Below are 17,365 nucleotides of genomic sequence, written 5' to 3'. Positions count from 1 at the left end.
CGGGGGCTTCGTCATTTCCGCGCCAGACGGAAACGACGGCTACGACGCAGCCAGTCCCGCTGCCGGGCGGCGTCCGCGGCGCGCGAACGATAACGCAAGGCCACGTATTCGCTCACCAGGGTTTTCAACTGCGCGTATTCCGCGGCCGCCAGGTCGGGCTTGGCGCGACGCAACAGCTCCAAGGGCCCGTCACAAGGACCGGCCTCTATCCGCCGCCGGCGCAATTGCGCCAACAACAGCCGCCAGCCCCTCGCCATCGGCTCCTCGCGTCCGCGCCCCCTTCGCCACCACCAGGCCAGCGGCAAACCCGCCAGCAAGACGCCGACGAACAGGGCCTGCAACACGCTGCTCGCGCTCACGCTCTCGCCCAGGCCCAAGCGTTGAAACACATTGCGCTGCCGCGCGGCGTCATAGCCCACCACCCATTGCTGCCAGGCGAAACCCGCGGCCTGCCAGTTCTGGCGCAGATTGCGCAACCAGGCCGGCGGCAAACCCGCCATCCCGCGCTCCCTCAAGGCCGGCACGCTCTGCTCCGCGCCATCCGCCAGGCGCAGCGGCGCCACCGCGCTAGTGGGATCGACGCGCAGCCATTGCCGGCTTTCCGCCAGCCAAATCTCCACCCAGGCGTGCGCGTCGGACGACTTCACCTGCCAGAAACGCCCCACCGGATTGTATTCTCCGCCCTGATAACCGACGACAATCCGCGCCGGCATGCCTGCGGCGCGCGCCAAAAACGCCAGTGCCGACGCGTAATGCTCGCAAAAGCCCTGCCGGCTGGAAAACAGGAATTGATCGACCTCGTCTTGCCGGTCCAGCAAGGGCGGATTCAGCGTATAGCGAAAGCCCTGGCTTCGAAACGCTTGCAAGGCGGCCTGCGCGAAAGCGCCCTCCCCCCGCGCCGCCAGCTCTCGCGCCCAAGCGCGCGCGCGTGGATTGCCGGGCGGCAAGCGCAGGTAAAACGCGCGCTCGGACTCGGACAAAACCGCCTGATAACGCGCGCCTAAGCGGCTGACGGCGTAAAAACGCTGAGTCCTCCTGTCCTTGGCGTCCCCGCGCAACACCATGCCGTACCGCAAACTCGACGCCTCGTCCGGCAGCGGCACATCCAGCGCCGGCAAGCGCCCCTTGTCCGGCTCCAGCGTAACCGCGTACTCCACCGTCTCCCCACCGCTGACGCCCTCCGCTCCCGCGCCGCGCGCCTCCCCGTCGCCGCTCCAACGGCTGCCGTCGAAGCGGTCCAGCAACAAGACCCGCCAGTACATCTGCTCCCGCGGCGGCGCCCGCTGCGGGAACACCGCGGAAAACGCCGGTTCCCGGCTCAGAATCAGCTGGCTGACGCTGCCCGGCTCCAGGCTGTCGCCCAGGCCGCTGACCGCCTGCCTGCCCGGTTCGCTGGGCATGCTCCACAAGGGGCCGGACAGCCGCGGCATGATCACGAACAAGACCAGCATCAAGGGCAGCGCCAAGCCCAGGGCCGACGCGGCGGAGCGCAAGCTGCCGCGCCATGGCGCGCCCTCCAGCGCCGCCATCGCGCCGGTCAGCGCCAACAAACTCACGGCCAGCCAGGCCGCGGCCAACGGCGACTGGTCGAACAGCAAGGGCATGGCGGCCAGAAACACCCCCAAGGCGATCAACACCCGCCAATCCCGCAACTGAGCGCACTCCTGCGCCTTGAACCCCAGCAGCAACAGCAAAATGCCGACGCCGCCCTCGCGCCCCACCAGAGTGCCCAGCGTGCGCCAGGACAGCCAGGCGGCCAGCAGCAAGGGGGGCAACAACCACCAGAACGCCGGAGGCGCTCTGCGCCGCCAGACCAAGGCCGCCTTGCCCAGCAATAAGGCGAAAGCCAAGGCGACCAGCCAAAACGGCAGATGCAGCCATAGCGGCGCGGCGCTCAAGGCCACCGCGGCCAGCGCCGGCCACACTCTGGCGCGATCAGGAACGCTCATCGCCGCGCTCCAGATACAGGGCCAGAGCCGTCAGCGCCAATAAACGCTGTTGCGGCTGCGGCCCCACGCTGCGCGCCGGCAGCTTCAACACATAGGGCTGGCGCTGGCGCTCGCACTGCTCCACGCGCCAGGCCAGGCGCGACAGCTTGAGCTCCACATCGCCGCCTCGACCGTAATCCTGCCAGTCCAAGGCCAGCAAGCCGGCCCGCCCTTCCCCGGCGAACTGCTTGCTGACCAGCGCGCCGCGGCGCGCCAGCACTTTCCAGGCGATGCGGCGCGGCGAATCCCCGACTCGATACGCGTCCAGATGGGAGAAGTCCTCCTCCTCGCCCGGCAGCTCGCAGGGCTGATCCCCGCCGCCCTGGCTGCGGCCGCGCTGGCCGTCCTGCAAGGGCGCGGGAAACAACAGCACCTGGGCCCTCAGCCTGACCCAGGCGCTGGCGCGCACCAGGCCGAACGGCGCCTCGCTCCAGACCTGGCAAGCCGGCAGGGCCATATAGCCGCGCCGGCTGCCGCAAACGCTCAGCTCCACCTCGAACTCCGCTCCGCCGGGCAGACGGTCAATCCGGGTTTCCATCCCGTCCTCCAGCGCCAGGCTCAGTTGACGCTCGCCCTCGTCCTCATGCTTCAGCAAGACGCGGAAACGCGCGGCGTCGCCGGCGAAGACCGGCTCCGCGTCCAGCGCGCGCAGCTGCAGGCCGGCCAGCTGCCGGTAAGCCAAGAGCACGGCCACCAGCAATAAACCGGCCACCCAGAACGACAGCGCGTAAGCAAGGCTGACGTCGTAGTTCAAAGCGCCTATCCATACCGCCAGCGCCACCAGGCCCAGCGTCATGCCGAAACGGGTGGGCAGCAGATAGATGCGGTTTTGCTCCAGCCGGCAATGCGGCTGCGGCGTCGCGCGGCGCAACATCCATTGCCGCAGACGGCGACGCGGATCAAGGAATGGGAACATGAGCGAGCAGGCCGCTGGCGGCGTCGCCGCCGTTGCCGCCGAGCAGGCGATGGCCGGCCACGCTGGGAAAGACCGCTTTCACGTCCTCCGGCAACACGTGATCGCGCCCTTCCAGCAAGGCCCAGGCGCGCGCCGCAGCCGCCAGCGCCAGACCGGCGCGCGGGCTCAGCCCCGAGGCGAAGCGGCTGTCGCGGCGCGTGGCTTCGACCAAGGCCAGCACATAGCCGGCCAAGGCCGGACTGACGGTCAGTTCCGCGGCCTGGCGCTGCAGCGCGATCAACTCTCCGGGACGCAGGGCCGGCACCAGCTTGGCCAGCAGCTGACGGCGGTCTTCGCCTTGCAGCAAGGCCAGTTCGGCCTCGCGCGGCGGGTAGCCCAGGGAGATGCGCATCAAGAAGCGGTCCTGCTGCGACTCCGGCAACGGAAAAGTGCCGGCCTGCTCCGCCGGGTTCTGGGTGGCGATGACGAAGAAGGTCTCGGGCAAGGGATAGGTGGCGCCGTCGACCGAAACCTGGCGCTCCTCCATTGCCTCCAGCAAGGCGGACTGGACCTTGGGCGAGGCGCGATTGATCTCGTCGGCCAGCAGCACCTGGGAAAACACCGGGCCTTGATGGAAGTGGAAGGAGGCGGAATCGCGCTGATAGATATTGACGCCGAGAATGTCCGAAGGCAGCAGATCGCTGGTGAACTGCACCCGGCGATATTCCAGGCCCAAGACCCCGGCCAGACCGTGGGCCAACGTGGTCTTGCCCACGCCGGGCACGTCCTCGATCAATAAATGCCCCCGGGCGATCAGACAGGTCAAGGCCAGGCGGATCGCCTGCGGCTTGCCCAGGATCAGCTGATTCAGTTGACGATACGCAATGGAGAGAGATTGCATTTGCACCTGCTAACGCGCACTATTTATCGATATCGGATATCCTGCGTTCATTGTACGCAACAAGGAATCGCACGTGTTGACCTGGCTGAAAAAACGCTTGCAGCGCTCAGGCCTCACCGCCTACATCTCCCATCCCGAATGCCTGCAACACAATATGGGCGTCGGCCACCCGGAATGCCCTGAGCGCCTGATCGCCATCCGCGATCAATTGATGGCCTCGCAGATTCTGGACGGGCTGCAAGAGGTCGAAGCGCCGGAGGTCACCGAACAGCAACTGGCCCGCGTGCACCCCCCCCACTATCTCGAATACCTGGAATCCTGCTCTCCCAGCATAGGCACTTTTCGCGTGGACCCGGACACCGCGATGTCCGCCGGCACGCTGCAAGCCGCCCGGCGCGCCGCCGGCGCCGTGGTCAAGGCGGTGGAACTGGTGGCGGAGGACAAGGCGCCCAACGCCTTCTGCGCGATCCGCCCGCCCGGCCATCACGCCGAAAGCGGCAAGGCGATGGGCTTCTGCTTCTTCAACAATCTGGCGATCGGCGTCACCCACGCGCTGGCCCATTATCAGTTTGAACGGGTGGCGGTGATAGATTTCGACGTCCACCACGGCAACGGCACCGAGGAAATCCTGCGCGACGATCCCAGAGTGCTGATGGTGTCCATCTTCCAGCACCCCTTCTATCCCTATAGCGGCGACGAGCCGCTGGGCCCGAACATGCACAATGTGCCGCTCAAGGCCGGCAGCGGCGGCCGCGAGTTCCGCGAGGCGGTGGAAACGGTGTGGCTGCCGCTATTGCACGACTTCCAGCCGCAGATTCTTTTCATTTCCGCCGGCTTCGACGCTCATCGCGAAGACGATATGGGTTCGCTGGGGCTGGTGGAGGCCGACTACGAGTGGGTGACCCGCCACCTGATGCAGATCGCAGACCTCTACGCCGACGGCCGCGTGGTCTCAGTGCTGGAGGGCGGCTACGATCTGTCCGCGCTCGGCCGCAGCGTGGCCGCCCATCTGCGAGTGCTGTCCGACGGCTGAAACAGGCCGCGCCAAAACAAAAGGCCGTCTAAGAGACGGCCTTTTCATGGGCTAAGCAAGGCTCAGGAAGAACTCTTGTCCGTCCCCTTGTCGCCTATTTTGTCCTCTTGACCGGTCAAGAGCTTGATCAGATTGGACTTGTGGCGATGCACCACCAGGATGGCGATGATGATGCAGCTGCCGAAGTACACGCTCTGCGGCCCGACGATGAAGTAGGCGTACACCGGCGTCAGCACGCAGGCGACGATGGCGGACAGCGAGGAAATCTTCAGCACGAAGGCGACGAACAGCCAGGTGGCCAGCGCCGCCAGCGCCAGCCACGGGCTGAAGCCCAACAGCACGCCCACCGCGGTGGCCACGCCCTTGCCGCCCTTGAAGCCGAAGAACACCGGCCACATGTGGCCGATCAGTACCGCCAGCGCCGCCAGCGCGATCGCCTGCTCGCCCAGGCCGTATCGCGGCCCGAACCAGGCGGTCAGCGCCACCGCCACCCAGCCCTTGATCCCGTCGCCGAGCAGGGTCAGCGCTGCCGCCAGCTTCTTGCCGCTGCGCAGCACATTGGTGGCGCCAGGGTTGCCGGAACCGTAACTGCGCGGGTCGGCCATGCCCATGGCCTTGCTGACAATCACCGCGAACGAGAGCGAGCCGATCAGATAGGCCGCAACAACAAAGGCAAAGGCTGTCGTGGTCATGGTGTATCCATTAGAATAGAAGGCTTCGGATTTTACGGTATCGGGCGGCAAACCCCAACTCCCAGACAGACTGATGGACATCATATTCCTGCGCGAAGTGCGCGCCGACACCATTATTGGTGTCTACGAATGGGAGCGGAAAGCCCCGCAAACCATTGAAATCGACCTGGAAATCGGCATTCCCAGCGAAGCGCCCTGTCACAGCGACAATATCGGCGACACCATACACTACGGCGTGGTGGTGGAGCGGCTGCGCAAGGCGCTGTCCGAACAGCATTTCCTGCTGCTGGAAGCGCTGGCCGAATACATCGCCAAGGTGATCCGCGAAGACTTCGGCGCGCCCTGGGCGCGCGTCTCGGTCACCAAGCTGGGCATCCTGCCCGGCGTCAAGCGCGTCGGCGTCTTGATCGAACGCGGCCACCGCCCGCGCTGAAGCCGAGCCGCCGGGCATTGACGCCCGCGCCCCGGCGCTTGATGATGTTTAGATCACAGCGCCGGAGCGCCTCATGTCTCGCTTATCCGTCCCGGAATTCCAGAACCTGATCGATCAGGAACTGCCCTTGGTCCGCCTGTTCGGCATCCAAACCGAATCCATCGCCGACGGCGGCGCGGTGTTGCGCATGCGCTTCAACCCGGATTTGATCCGGCCGGGCGGCACCATCGCCGGCCCCGCCTTGATGGCGCTGGCGGACGCCACGCTGTACGCGGTGGTGCTGGGGATGATAGGTCGGGTGGAGCTGGCAGTGACCACCAGCCTCAACATCAACTTCCTGCGCAAGCCGCCGCCGGCGGACGTGATCGCGGAAGGCCGCATTCTGAAGCTGGGCAAACGTTTGGCGGTGGGGGAAGTCTTGCTGCTGTCGGCCGAGCTGGAAGAAGCGGTGGCCCATGTCACCGGCACCTACTCGATTCCGCCTCTGTCCGGAACCTGAAACGATGCCGGGACTTGGAGCGCATTCGCGGTCTTGTGGGCGAAAAGGAGGGGTGGAGCAGGCTCTCAGTCGGTATTCACTTTCAAACGCAAGCCGAACTGCTTGGGCGTCAGACGCAAAGACAGTTGGGCTTGCTTGTTCAGGTCCAGCACCGGAGATAGCGACAAAAGGTTGCTGACCGCCTCCCGCTCAAAGCGCAGACCACCGATGAAGATGTCCTTGCCGGCGTCCCGGGGCGCGGATTTGATCTCCCCGTCGGACGGAGAGGCGCAGGCCCAGGCTTGCGGCAGACACGCCGCCGCGGCGCCCGCGCCCGCCCACAGTCCCAGCCACAACAGCAACAGCTTGCACGCCATGCGCTCCATCTCCGCCAGATGAAATGCGAGAACCTTCTCTCATCATGGACAATGGCGCGCCGGCCGCAAGTTTTTTATTGATTGCGCATGAAGTCGGCGGTGTTGTGAAAAGCCTCGATCAGTTTTTGCTTCAACCAATCTTCGGCCACCAGTTCATCCACCGCGCGGCGCATGCAGGACATCCATTGATCGCGCGCCGCCTCGTCCACCGCAAACGGCATATGGCGCATGCGCAGCCGCGGGTGGCCAAAGGCCTCCATGTACAAGGACGGGCCGCCCAGCCAGCCGGACAGGAACATGAACAGCTTCTGGCGCGAACCGGCCAGATCCTGCGGATGCATGTCGCGCAGCGGCTTGACCGACGGGTCGCTGTCCATGATGTCGTAAAAGCGGTCCGTCAGCCAACGCACCACGCCTTCGCCGCCCAATAATTGATAGGGCGTCATTTCCCGCACTTCATCGCTCACGCTTCATTCCCCGTCGTCGGCCGCACCAGCGCGGCCGCTGTCCTGGCCCGCTCGCGGGCCTGTTCCACCGTCTCGGCCGTGGCCAGCGCCACGCCCATGCGGCGCTTCAAATAACTTTCAGGCTTGCCGAACAAGCGCAGGTCCGCGCCCGGCACCCGCAAAGCCTGGTCCACGCCGTCAAAGACGATGCCGGCCTCGTCCAGGCCGCCGTATATCACCGCCGACGCGCCGGCGCTGGAGATCTCCGCGTCCACCGGCAGGCCCAGGATGGCGCGCGCGTGCAGCTCGAACTCGGACCAGCGTTGGGTGGCCAGCGTCACCAAGCCGGTATCGTGCGGCCGCGGGCTCACCTCGGAGAACCACACTTGTTCGCCCTTGATGAACAGCTCGACGCCGAACAGACCGCGGCCGCCCAGCGCGTCGGTCACCGCCTTGGCCACTTCGCGCGCGCGCAGCAAGGCCAGTTCGCTCATGGGCTGGGGCTGCCAGCTCTCCACGTAATCGCCGCTGCGCTGCAAATGGCCGACCGGCGCGCAGAAGTGCGTGGCGATGCCGCCCGCGCCGTCCGCCGCGCGCACGGTCAGCTGGGTGATTTCGTAATCGAAATCGATGAAGCCCTCGACGATCACCCAGCCCTTGTCCACCCGGCCGCTGCTGGCCGCGTATTGCCAAGCCTGAGCCACGTCTTCCGGCCCGCGCAACAGCGACTGGCCCTTGCCGCTGGACGACATCACCGGCTTCACCAGGCAGGGGTAGCCGATGCCGTCGTCGATTGCGGCTTGCAATTCTTCCAAGCTGGAGGCGAAGGCGTACGGCGAGGTGGGCAGGCCCAGCTCCTCCGCCGCCAGCCGCCGTATCCCTTCGCGGTTCATCGTCAGATGGGCGGCGCGCGCAGTGGGTATCACCTCGGCCAGACCGTCCGCCTCGATGCGCAACAGCTCATCGGTGGCGATGGCCTCGATCTCCGGCACGATCAGATGCGGGCGCACTTGCTCCACCAGCCGGCGCAAAGCCGCGGCGTCCGACATGTCGATCACGTGGCTGGCGTGGGCGACCTGCATCGCCGGCGCGCCGGCGTAGCGGTCCACGGCGATGGTTTCCACGCCCAGCCGCTGCAAGGCGATCACCACCTCCTTGCCCAGCTCCCCGCTGCCCAACAACATCACCCTGACGGCACTGCGACTTTGCGGCGTTCCGATACGCATGACGATCTTCCTTGCAAATGAATGGCTTGGCCCGCCGGCGGCGGACGATGGGAATCCGAATCGGCGCGATTTTACCATGCGTCGGGCATCGGCTCGCTTCAGTTCAACCTATCGCTCAGGCGCGGCAGAACGCGAAATCCAGCGCCGGCGTTTCGCCGCTGATGATCTCGGCCAGCGCCCGCCCGGAGCCGGCGCCCTCGGTCCAGCCCAAGGTGCCGTGGCCGGTGTTCAGATACAAGCGCCGCAAGCGGCTGGGGCCGATCAGCGGCACATTGCCCGGGGTGGCCGGCCGCAGACCGCTCCAGAAACGCGCGCGCTCCCAGTCGCAGGCGTCGCCGAACAAGGCGCGGCCGCGCTGCAGCAGCAAGTCGCAACGCCGCGGCTCCAGATGGGTGGAATAACCGGACAATTCGGCGGTGCCGGCGATGCGCAGCTCGTCGCCCAGCCGCGACACCACCACCTTGTGGGCTTCGTCGGTAATACTGGTCAGCGGCGCGGCGGCGGCGTCCAGAATCGGCAGGGTGGCGGAATAACCCTTGGCCGGGTACACCGGCAAGCGCAAGCCGGCCTGCGCCGCCAACAAGGGAGAATAAGAACCCAGCGCCAAGACATAGGCGTCCGCCTCTAGCCGCTCGTAAGCGCCGTCGGCCGCGGTGACGGAGACGCCGCTCACCTCCCCATCCGCGCGCTCCAGCGCGTTGACCCGGGTCAGGAAGCGGAACTCCACGCCCCGCATAGCGCAAGCCTGGGCCAGGGCGACGGTGAAGAGATGGACATTGCCGGATTCGTCGTCCGGGCTCCAGCACGCCCCACTCAGTTCAGGCAGAATGCGCGCCAAGGCCGGCTCCCGCTCCAGCGCCTGCAACGGCGTCAGCAGGCTTTTCTCCACGCCCAGCGCTTGCAGCCGCGCGCAGCCGGCCTGGGCCTGGGCCCGTTCCGCATCGGAGAACAGCAGGGTCAGAATGCCCCGCTGCAATTGCTGGTAATCGATGCCCAGTTCCCGGCGCAAACCGCGCAGCGTGTCGCGGCTGTACAAGCCCAGCGCCACCATCTGGCGCATATTGCGCTGGCTGCGTCCCGGCAGGCATTCGCGCAGGAAATCCAGGCCCCAGCGCCATTGCTGCGCATCCAGCCGCGGCCGGAACAGCAGCGGCGCGTCGTCGCGCAACAGCCAGCGCAACACCCGCCACGGCGCGCGCGGATTGGCCCAAGGCTCGGACTGGCTGACTGAGATCTGGCCGCCGTTGGCGAAACTGGTTTCTCTCGCCGCGCCGCTGGCGCGGTCCACCACCACCACCTGGTGGCCCTTCTCCGCCAAAAACCAGGCGGTGGATACGCCGATGACGCCGGCGCCCAGGACAACTACTCGCATCGACTCTCCACAAAAGCCAATGGGCAAGACCCGCTTGCCCATTGGCCGTGCCAGCCGCGATCTGCCGTTACGGCTTCTTCGCGTGCTCGTAAACCGTCTTGCCGCGCAGATGGAAATAGTCCGACGCGAAATAGAAATTCTCGGAATGACCGACGAAGAGCAGGCCGTCCGGCTTCAATAGCGGCGCAAAGCGCTTGAGCACGCCGAACTGAGTGTCGCGGTCGAAATAAATCATCACATTGCGGCAGAAAATGGCGTCGAACTGGCGCTTGACCGACCAGTTGCTCTCCACCAGGTTCAAACGCTGGAAGGTGATCATATTGCGCAGCTGGGCCTTGGCCTGGAAGCTGCCGTCCGACTGCTTGTCGAAATACTTGGCGGCGTAGCCCGGCGGCAGGCGCGCCACCTTGTCGGCGGCGTAAATGCCCTTGCGCCCGGTTTCCAGCACGCTGGTGTCCAAGTCCGTGGCCAACACGCTGATGCGCGCGCCCGGCACCGCCTCCAGCGCGGTGATCGCCAGCGAGTACGGCTCTTCGCCGGTGGACGAGGCCGCGCACCAGATCGCCAGTTCTCCGCCGGCCGTCGCTTTTTTCTTAAGATGCTCGGCCAGCAGCGGGAAATGGTGTTCTTCGCGGAAGAAGAAAGTCAGATTGGTGGTCAGCGCGTTGACGAACTGTTCGAACTCGCGCTTGCCGCTGATCGACTCCAGGAAATCGACGTAGGCGGCGAAGCCGGGCAGCTTCAGTTCGCGGATGCGACGCACCAGGCGGCCGTAAACCATGTCTTTCTTCGACGGGTTCAACGAAATGCCCGCTTCCTTGTAGATCAGTTTGCGAATGCGCTCGAAGTCGGCGTCGCTAAACGCGAACTCACGGGTGAATTCGATCTTCGGCAAGACGACGGGTGGCGGCTTATTCATTTTGTTGTCCCCATAAAAAAGGCCCGGGCAAAAGCCCGAGCCTGTATTCTACCGCGTCCGGATCACACCGAGAACGACGAACCACAACCGCAGGTGGTGGTGGCGTTCGGATTGCGGATCACGAACTGGGAGCCCTCCAGGCTTTCCTGATAATCGATTTCGGCGCCGACCAGGTACTGGTAGCTCATCGGATCCACCAGGAAGGTCACGCCTTGTCTCTCTATAGCGGTATCGTCTTCATTTGCAATTTCGTCAAATGTGAAACCGTATTGGAAGCCGGAGCAGCCGCCGCCGGTCACGAAGACGCGCAGTTTCAGATCGGGATTGCCTTCCTCGGCGATCAGCTCCTGCACCTTGGAACAAGCGCTTGCGCTGAAGTTGATCGGGGACGGCATTTCAGTTGCAGCAGTAGTCATGTCAAACCTCGCAATTCAGTTCCGGGGCCTTGAGAAACCCGCCAACGGTCCGCTAGCGGCCTGGCTGCGTACGCGCTGCGGTTTCTCAAACCCCTTCTAAAGCCGGCAGAGCGGCATTCACCCACTATTTTAGTCGGATATTGGGGCCGATGGCGAGTCTTCAAGCGAACTAGTTCTTTCCGCGCATGCGCCGACGCCTCAAGGCAGCAAGGGAACGATGTCCAGTCCGGCCCGCTCCGGCTGGCCGAACATCAGGTTCATGTTCTGCACCGCCTGGCCGGCCGCGCCCTTGACCAGATTGTCTATCACCGACAACACCACCACGGTATCCCCGCCCTGCGGCCTGTGCGCGGCGATGCGGCAGACATTGGCGCCGCGCACCGAACGCGTCTCCGGGTGGCTGCCGGCCGGCAGCACGTCGACGAAGTGCTCGCCCTCGTAGCGGCGCTCGAACAACGCCTGCACGTCCACGTCGGCCTTCAGCCGCGCGTAAAGCGTGGCGTGGATGCCGCGTATCATCGGCGTCAGGTGCGGCACGAAGGTCAGGCCCACCGTCTGCGCGGCCGCCCGGCCCAGGCCCTGGCGGATTTCAGGCAAATGCCGATGACCGGACACGCCGTAAGCCTTGAAGGAATCTCCCGCCTCGGCCAGCAAGGCGCCCACCTCCGCCTTGCGCCCTGCGCCGGACACGCCCGACTTGCAATCGGCGATCAGGCTGGAAAGCTCTACCGCGCCGGCTTCGATCAAGGGCAGGAAGCCCAATTGCACCGCGGTCGGATAGCAGCCCGGATTCGCCACCAGCCGCGCGCCGCGGATGGCCTCGCGGTTGATTTCCGGCAGACCGTACACCGCTTCGGCCACCAGGTCCGGCGAGCCGTGGCTCATGCCGTACCATTTTTCCCATTCGGCGACGTCCCGGATCCGGTAATCGGCGGCCAGATCCACCACCCGCACGCCGGCGGCCAGCAATTCTCGCGCCTCGTTCATCGCAATGCCGTTGGGTGTGGCGAAAAACACCACATCGCAATCCCGCAAGCGCGCTTCGTCGGGCGTGGAGAAGGCCAAATCGATGCGGCCTCGCAAGCTGGGGAACAGGTCGGCCACTTTCATGCCGGCCTCCTTGCGCGAGGTGACCACGGTCACGCGCGCCGACGGATGGCCCGCCAGCAAGCGCAGCAGTTCGACACCCGTGTAGCCGGTGCCCCCGACGATTCCCACCTTGATCATGCCCATTCCTTTATGTAAAAGCGCGTCGCAAAAACGACAGTGTAGGCACTGCGATGCTGCCTTGCAATATGGATGGGATGGAAGCGGAGAAACGACAGGCAAGAAAAAACCGCCTGGCAAACGCAGGCGGTTTTCTTGAAAACAGAATTCGGCGAATTAACGCTTGGAGAACTGCTTGGCGCGGCGAGCTTTGCGCAGGCCGACTTTTTTACGCTCAACTTCACGAGCGTCGCGGGTCACGTAACCAGCAGCGGACAGAGCCGGCTTCAACGCGGTGTCGAAGTCGATCAGCGCGCGGGTGATGCCGTGACGGATCGCGCCGGCTTGGCCGGTTTCGCCGCCGCCGACAACGTTCACCTTGATGTCGAAGGACTCGAGGTTTTCGGTCAGCGCCAGCGGCTGGCGGATTACCATGCGGCCGGTTTCACGAGCGAAATATTCATCAACGGGCTTGCCGTTAACGATGATTTGGCCCGAGCCCTTTTGCATGAACACGCGAGCAACGGAGCTCTTGCGACGGCCGGTGCCGTAGTAGTATTTACCGTTCATTTCTACGCCTTAAAATCAGATTTCCAGCACTTTCGGCTGTTGAGCAGTGTGCGGATGCTCGGAACCGGAGTACACCTTGAGCTTCTTGATCATGGCGTAACCCAGCGGGCCCTTCGGCAGCATGCCTTTAACGGCTTTTTCCAGAACGCGCTCAGGGAACTTGTCTTGCAGTTCGGTGAAGCTGCGCTCGTAGATACCACCCGGGTAGCCGGAGTGACGGTAGTACTTCTTGTCTTGTGCCTTGGCACCGGTAACGCGCAGCTTCTCGACGTTGACCACGACGATGAAATCGCCGGTATCTACGTGCGGGGTGTATTCCGGCTTGTGCTTGCCACGCAGGCGACGGGCGATCTCAGCGGCGAGGCGGCCCAAAACCTTGTCGTTGGCATCGACCACAAACCAGTCGCGTTTAACCTCATGCGGCTTGGCAGAAAAGGTCTTCATGGAACTCTTCCATCGTAATTCTTGAAAGTTACGGATTCTATTACAGCCCCGATCCAGCTGTCAAACCCTTGTGAGACAACAGAAATCCGGCTACTTGACGGCGGTGCTCGCGCAGTGGGGAAAATGCAGGCGGAATAAGGGGATTAGCGGCGGCGGGACAAAAAAAAAGCGCAACATCTAGCTTTGTTGCGCCAAGTTCCACCTAAAGAAGGAGGATGGAGGAGACAACACCAAAACGCACACTTTGCATGCCACGTCCTGATGCAGGTTTCATTATCTGCATAGGTTTGCTTCATTGCAAGGCTTTTTGTGCATTGCACTATAAAGCGTGGCTTTTTACGCCACATCTGGCTGGAGTCTCTGTTAAATCAAGGACAAAAGCACTGCGGCACTGCAAGGAAAAAATAAGGCGATCTCATTTTTCGCCCTGATTTCCCCGCCTGGCAACGCTAAGGCGGGAGCCCAGCCCCCGCCACGCTGTCTGACAATCGGCAAAGGCTTACAGCTTGATCGCCGCCGCCAAAGCCACTTCCATCATGTCGCGGAAAGTGGTTTGACGCTCTTCGGCGCTGGTGGCCTCGCCGGTGGGGATGATGTCGGACACGGTCAGAATGCCCACCGCGCGCGCGCCGTATTGCGCGGCCACGCTGTAGATGCCGGCCAGTTCCATCTCGATCACCTTGACCTGCATCTTGTCCAGCACTTCCAGCATATTGGGCTGAACGCCGTAGAACAGATCGGCGGAGAACACATTGCCCACCGTCACCGGCTTGCCCTGCTCCGCCGCGGTGTCCACCACGGCGCGCAGCAGGCCGTAATCGGCGATGGCGGCGTAGTCATGGTCGTTGAAGCGCATGCGGTTGACCTTGCTGTCGGTGGACGCGCCCATGGCGACGAACAGTTCGCGCAGCTTGATGTCCGGCGTCACCGCGCCGCAGGAACCGATGCGGATGATGTTCTTGACGCCGTAGTCCTTGATCAGCTCGGTGGTGTAGATGCTGGCGGACGGAATGCCCATGCCGTGGGCCATCACCGACAGACGCTTGCCCTGGTAAGTGCCGGTGTAGCCGAACACATTGCGCACCGTGGTCACCAGCTTGGCGTCTTCCAGGAAGGTTTCCGCGATCATCTTGGCGCGCAGCGGATCGCCGGGCATCAATACGGTTTCGGCAAAATCGCCCGGCTGGGCGTTGATATGCGGGGTCGCCATCGTCTTTAGTCTCCAGATTCAAAAGAGCCCCGGCGCACAGACGCCGGGGCGTGCGTCATTCAGCCTCGCCTCACAGGAAGGACTGGCCGTAATCCATAGGGCTCAGGCCCAGGTGGGCCGCCACGGTCTGGCCGATGTCGGCGAAGGTGGCGCGCTCGCCCAGCGAGCCCGCCAGCACCTTCTTGCCGTAGCACAGCACCGGAATATGTTCGCGGGTATGGTCCGTGCCTTCCCAGGTGGGGTCGCAACCGTGGTCGGCGGACAGGATCAGGATATCGTCGTCGCCCAGCGCCGCCATCACTTCCGGCAGCCGCGCGTCGAACTCCTCCAGCGCGCGGGCGTAGCCGGCGGTGTCGCGGCGGTGGCCGTAGCTGGAGTCGAAGTCGACGAAGTTGGCCATGATGATGGCCGGGCGTTCGCCATGGTCGCGCATCGCGCCCAAGGTGGCGTCCCACAGCTGGTCGAAGCCGGTGGCCTTGTGCTTGTGGGTGATGCCGACATGGGCGTAGATGTCGGCGATCTTGCCGATGGACACCACGTCGCCGCCGGCCTTGGCCAGCTTTTCCAGCACCGTGGTCGCCGGCGGTTCCACCGCTAGGTCCTTGCGGTTGCCGGTGCGCACGAACTGGCCCTTGCCCTCGCCCACAAAGGGCCGCGCGATGACGCGGCCGATATTGTAGGGCTCCAGCAGTTCGCGGGTGATCTTGCACAGCTGATACAGCCGTTCCAGCCCGAACGTCTCTTCATGACAGGCGATCTGGAACACCGAATCCGCCGAGGTGTAGAAGATAGGCTTGCCGCTCTTCATATGCTCCTCGCCCAGACGGTCCAGAATCTCGGTGCCGGAGGCGTGGCAGTTGCCCAGATAGCCGGGCAGCTCCGCCTTGGCGACGATGGCGTCCAGCAGCTCCTGCGGGAAGCTGTTGTCGTGATCGCTGAAATAGCCCCAGTCGAACAGCACCGGCACGCCGGCGATTTCCCAATGGCCGGACGGCGTGTCCTTGCCGCTGGACAGCTCGCGCGCGTAACCGTAAGCCGCCACCGGCTCGGCCGGGTCCATGCCTTCCGGGAAATAGCCGGAGGACAAGCGGCAGGCGTGGCCCAAGCCCATGCGGGACAGATTGGGCAGGGTCAGCGCGCCGTGGCGGCCGACGTTGGCGCGGCCGGCGGCCGCCTCCATGGCGATGTGGCCCAGCGTATTGCTGCCGGCGTCGCCGAACTGCGGGGCGTCGGCGGCGGCGCCGATGCCCAGCGAGTCCAGAATCAGAATGATGGCTCGTTTCATATTGCCGCTCCGGGATTACTGCTGGCGAATCTTCTGATAGACCAGCGGCAGCGCGGAAGGTGCCGCGTCTGCCAGTTGGATCGCCGCCTTGAGGCGGCGCTCCGCGTCGGCGAAGCTGTTTTCGTCGGCCGCATGAATATAAGCCAAGGGCGCGCCGGCGTCGATGCGCTGGCCCAGCTCGACGAAGCGGGACAGACCAACGCGGAAGTCCAGCTCGTCGCTGGGCAGGCGGCGTCCGCCGCCCAGCGCGCACACCGCCATGCCGATGCCGCGGGTGTCCATGCCGCCGACGAAGCCGGCGCGTTCCGCAAACACCGGGCGCACGATGGGCGCGGCCGCCATATGGGAATCATAGTTCTCCATGAAGTCGGCCGGGCCGCCCAGCGCGGCCACCATGCGGCCGAAGATCTCGGCGGCGCGGCCGGAATCCAATGCGGTCTGCAGCTTGTCGCGCGCCTCGGCCTCGTCCTTGGCCAGCTTGCCCACCACCAGCATCTCGGCGCACAGCGCCATGGTCACTTCATGCAAGCGCGGATTGCGCTCGTCGCCCTTCAGGTAACGCACCGCCTCGCGGGTTTCTATGCTGTTGCCGGCGGTCCAGGCCAGGGGCTGGCTCATTTCGGTGATCAGCGCGCTGGTGGCCACGCCGGCGCCGTTGCCCACCTTGACGATGCGCTCGGCCAGCTCCACGGATTTCTCCATCGTCGGCATGAAGGCGCCGGTGCCGGCCTTCACGTCCATCACCAGGGCGTCCAGGCCGGCGGCCAGCTTCTTGGACAGGATGGACGCGGTGATCATCGCCACCGATTCCACCGTCGCGGTCACATCGCGCACCGCGTAAACGCGGCGGTCGGCCGGCGCCAGGTCAGAAGTCTGGCCGATGATGGCCACGCCCACGTCCTTGACCACGCGGCGAAACTCGTCCGGGCTGGGGAAGGGATTGTAGCCGGGGATCGCCGACAGCTTGTCCAGCGTGCCGCCGGTATGGCCCAGGCCGCGGCCGGAGATCATCGGCACGAAGCCGCCGCAGGCGGCCACCATCGGCCCCAACATCAGCGACACCACGTCGCCGACGCCGCCGGTGGAATGCTTGTCCACCACCGGGCCGGGCAGATTGAGATCGCCCCAGTGCATGCGGCGGCCGGAGTCGCGCATCGCCAGCGCCATGTGCACGTTTTCTTCCAACGCCATGCCGTTGAAGTACACCGCCATGGTCAGCGCGGAGATTTGGCTGTCCGCCACGCTGCCGTCGGTGATGCCGGCGACGAACTGCTGGATGTCCTGTTGCGACAGCGCCTGGCCGTCGCGTTTCTTGCGAATGATTTCCTGAGGCAAAAACATGGCATTCTCCCTGCCTTGCGCCTGCCGCGGCGAAACCCGCCGCGAGCAATAAATAATGGCCGGGACCCACGCCACGGCCAAGAATTAAGAGCCGCTAACAAAACCGCTTAGCGCACCTGAGGCAAGGCGCACC

The 17,365-nt window shown here is 64.7% G+C and carries 19 protein-coding genes; 3 read left to right on the top strand and 16 right to left on the bottom strand.

Annotated features, from left to right (window positions below):
- Window positions 1-11: 11 nt before the first annotated feature.
- Genes JC616_RS04365 through JC616_RS04355 form a run of 3 tightly spaced genes read right to left on the bottom strand, consistent with a single transcriptional unit; the run spans window position 12 to window position 3,784 of the window.
- Entirely contained in the window at window positions 12-1,949 is a 1,938-nt protein-coding gene (locus tag JC616_RS04365; protein WP_227106915.1) for a transglutaminase family protein, read from the bottom strand.
- Window positions 1,936-2,904: a DUF58 domain-containing protein gene (locus JC616_RS04360; protein ID WP_227106912.1), complete on the bottom strand. Its 969-nt coding sequence runs from the start codon at window positions 2,902-2,904 to the stop codon at window positions 1,936-1,938. Before JC616_RS04360 ends, JC616_RS04365 begins: the two co-directional genes overlap by 14 nt.
- A complete protein-coding gene (locus JC616_RS04355) occupies window positions 2,888-3,784 on the bottom strand; it encodes an AAA family ATPase (protein WP_227106910.1) in 897 nt (298 codons plus the stop codon). The genes JC616_RS04360 and JC616_RS04355 overlap by 17 nt, the downstream gene beginning before the upstream one ends.
- Before the next feature lie 73 nt (window positions 3,785-3,857).
- Here JC616_RS04355 and JC616_RS04350 point away from each other — a divergent pair, with 73 nt between their 5' ends.
- On the top strand, window positions 3,858-4,817 hold the full coding sequence (locus JC616_RS04350) for a histone deacetylase family protein (protein ID WP_227106908.1): 960 nt from the start codon (window positions 3,858-3,860) through the stop codon (window positions 4,815-4,817).
- A gap of 62 nt (window positions 4,818-4,879) precedes the next feature.
- Here the strand turns inward: JC616_RS04350 and plsY are convergent, their stop codons facing one another.
- Window positions 4,880-5,509 carry a glycerol-3-phosphate 1-O-acyltransferase PlsY gene (gene plsY, locus JC616_RS04345; protein ID WP_107798141.1) on the bottom strand — a complete coding sequence of 210 codons (630 nt, stop codon included), beginning with the start codon at window positions 5,507-5,509 and terminating at the stop codon, window positions 4,880-4,882.
- A 73-nt stretch (window positions 5,510-5,582) separates the two neighbouring features.
- Between plsY and JC616_RS04340 the strand changes: the two genes are divergently transcribed.
- Both JC616_RS04340 and JC616_RS04335 read left to right on the top strand, forming a co-directional pair.
- Window positions 5,583-5,942 carry a dihydroneopterin aldolase gene (locus tag JC616_RS04340; RefSeq protein WP_048415680.1) on the top strand — a complete coding sequence of 120 codons (360 nt, stop codon included), beginning with the start codon at window positions 5,583-5,585 and terminating at the stop codon, window positions 5,940-5,942.
- Window positions 5,943-6,015: 73 nt separating this feature from the next.
- A complete protein-coding gene (locus JC616_RS04335; RefSeq protein WP_107798140.1) occupies window positions 6,016-6,441 on the top strand; it encodes a PaaI family thioesterase in 426 nt (141 codons plus the stop codon).
- Between the two features lie 65 nt (window positions 6,442-6,506).
- Here the strand turns inward: JC616_RS04335 and JC616_RS04330 are convergent, their stop codons facing one another.
- From JC616_RS04330 to deoA, 12 genes are all read right to left on the bottom strand, one after another.
- Window positions 6,507-6,797, bottom strand: coding sequence for a hypothetical protein (locus JC616_RS04330; RefSeq protein ID WP_227106906.1), 291 nt, complete (start codon window positions 6,795-6,797; stop codon window positions 6,507-6,509).
- A gap of 74 nt (window positions 6,798-6,871) precedes the next feature.
- On the bottom strand, window positions 6,872-7,264 hold the full coding sequence (locus tag JC616_RS04325) for a group II truncated hemoglobin (RefSeq protein WP_227106904.1): 393 nt from the start codon (window positions 7,262-7,264) through the stop codon (window positions 6,872-6,874).
- Complete coding sequence (purT, locus tag JC616_RS04320) at window positions 7,261-8,469, bottom strand: formate-dependent phosphoribosylglycinamide formyltransferase (protein ID WP_227106901.1); 1,209 nt, start codon at window positions 8,467-8,469, stop codon at window positions 7,261-7,263. The genes JC616_RS04325 and purT overlap by 4 nt, the downstream gene beginning before the upstream one ends.
- Before the next feature lie 115 nt (window positions 8,470-8,584).
- Window positions 8,585-9,841, bottom strand: a complete 1,257-nt coding sequence (locus JC616_RS04315) for a D-amino acid dehydrogenase (protein ID WP_227106900.1) — start codon at window positions 9,839-9,841, stop codon at window positions 8,585-8,587.
- 67 nt (window positions 9,842-9,908) lie between these two features.
- On the bottom strand, window positions 9,909-10,760 hold the full coding sequence (locus JC616_RS04310) for a CheR family methyltransferase (RefSeq protein ID WP_227106898.1): 852 nt from the start codon (window positions 10,758-10,760) through the stop codon (window positions 9,909-9,911).
- 62 nt (window positions 10,761-10,822) lie between these two features.
- A complete protein-coding gene (gene erpA, locus JC616_RS04305; RefSeq protein WP_197083112.1) occupies window positions 10,823-11,155 on the bottom strand; it encodes an iron-sulfur cluster insertion protein ErpA in 333 nt (110 codons plus the stop codon).
- Between the two features lie 219 nt (window positions 11,156-11,374).
- The gene (argC, locus tag JC616_RS04300; protein WP_227106896.1) at window positions 11,375-12,403 is read right to left on the bottom strand and encodes an N-acetyl-gamma-glutamyl-phosphate reductase; all 1,029 of its coding nucleotides are present in this window, start codon (window positions 12,401-12,403) and stop codon (window positions 11,375-11,377) included.
- Window positions 12,404-12,559: 156 nt separating this feature from the next.
- On the bottom strand, window positions 12,560-12,952 hold the full coding sequence (rpsI, locus tag JC616_RS04295; RefSeq protein ID WP_019102900.1) for a 30S ribosomal protein S9: 393 nt from the start codon (window positions 12,950-12,952) through the stop codon (window positions 12,560-12,562).
- Window positions 12,953-12,967: 15 nt separating this feature from the next.
- The gene (gene rplM / locus JC616_RS04290; protein WP_019102901.1) at window positions 12,968-13,396 is read right to left on the bottom strand and encodes a 50S ribosomal protein L13; all 429 of its coding nucleotides are present in this window, start codon (window positions 13,394-13,396) and stop codon (window positions 12,968-12,970) included.
- A 499-nt stretch (window positions 13,397-13,895) separates the two neighbouring features.
- On the bottom strand, window positions 13,896-14,606 hold the full coding sequence (gene deoD, locus JC616_RS04285; RefSeq protein WP_043632219.1) for a purine-nucleoside phosphorylase: 711 nt from the start codon (window positions 14,604-14,606) through the stop codon (window positions 13,896-13,898).
- A gap of 70 nt (window positions 14,607-14,676) precedes the next feature.
- Window positions 14,677-15,891, bottom strand: coding sequence for a phosphopentomutase (locus tag JC616_RS04280; RefSeq protein ID WP_227106894.1), 1,215 nt, complete (start codon window positions 15,889-15,891; stop codon window positions 14,677-14,679).
- A 15-nt stretch (window positions 15,892-15,906) separates the two neighbouring features.
- Window positions 15,907-17,232, bottom strand: coding sequence for a thymidine phosphorylase (deoA, locus tag JC616_RS04275; protein WP_107798133.1), 1,326 nt, complete (start codon window positions 17,230-17,232; stop codon window positions 15,907-15,909).
- Window positions 17,233-17,365: the final 133 nt, after the last annotated feature.

Source organism: Chromobacterium rhizoryzae (genome assembly GCF_020544465.1).
Taxonomy (GTDB): domain Bacteria; phylum Pseudomonadota; class Gammaproteobacteria; order Burkholderiales; family Chromobacteriaceae; genus Chromobacterium.
This window is presented reverse-complemented; position numbering and strand designations above follow the sequence as displayed.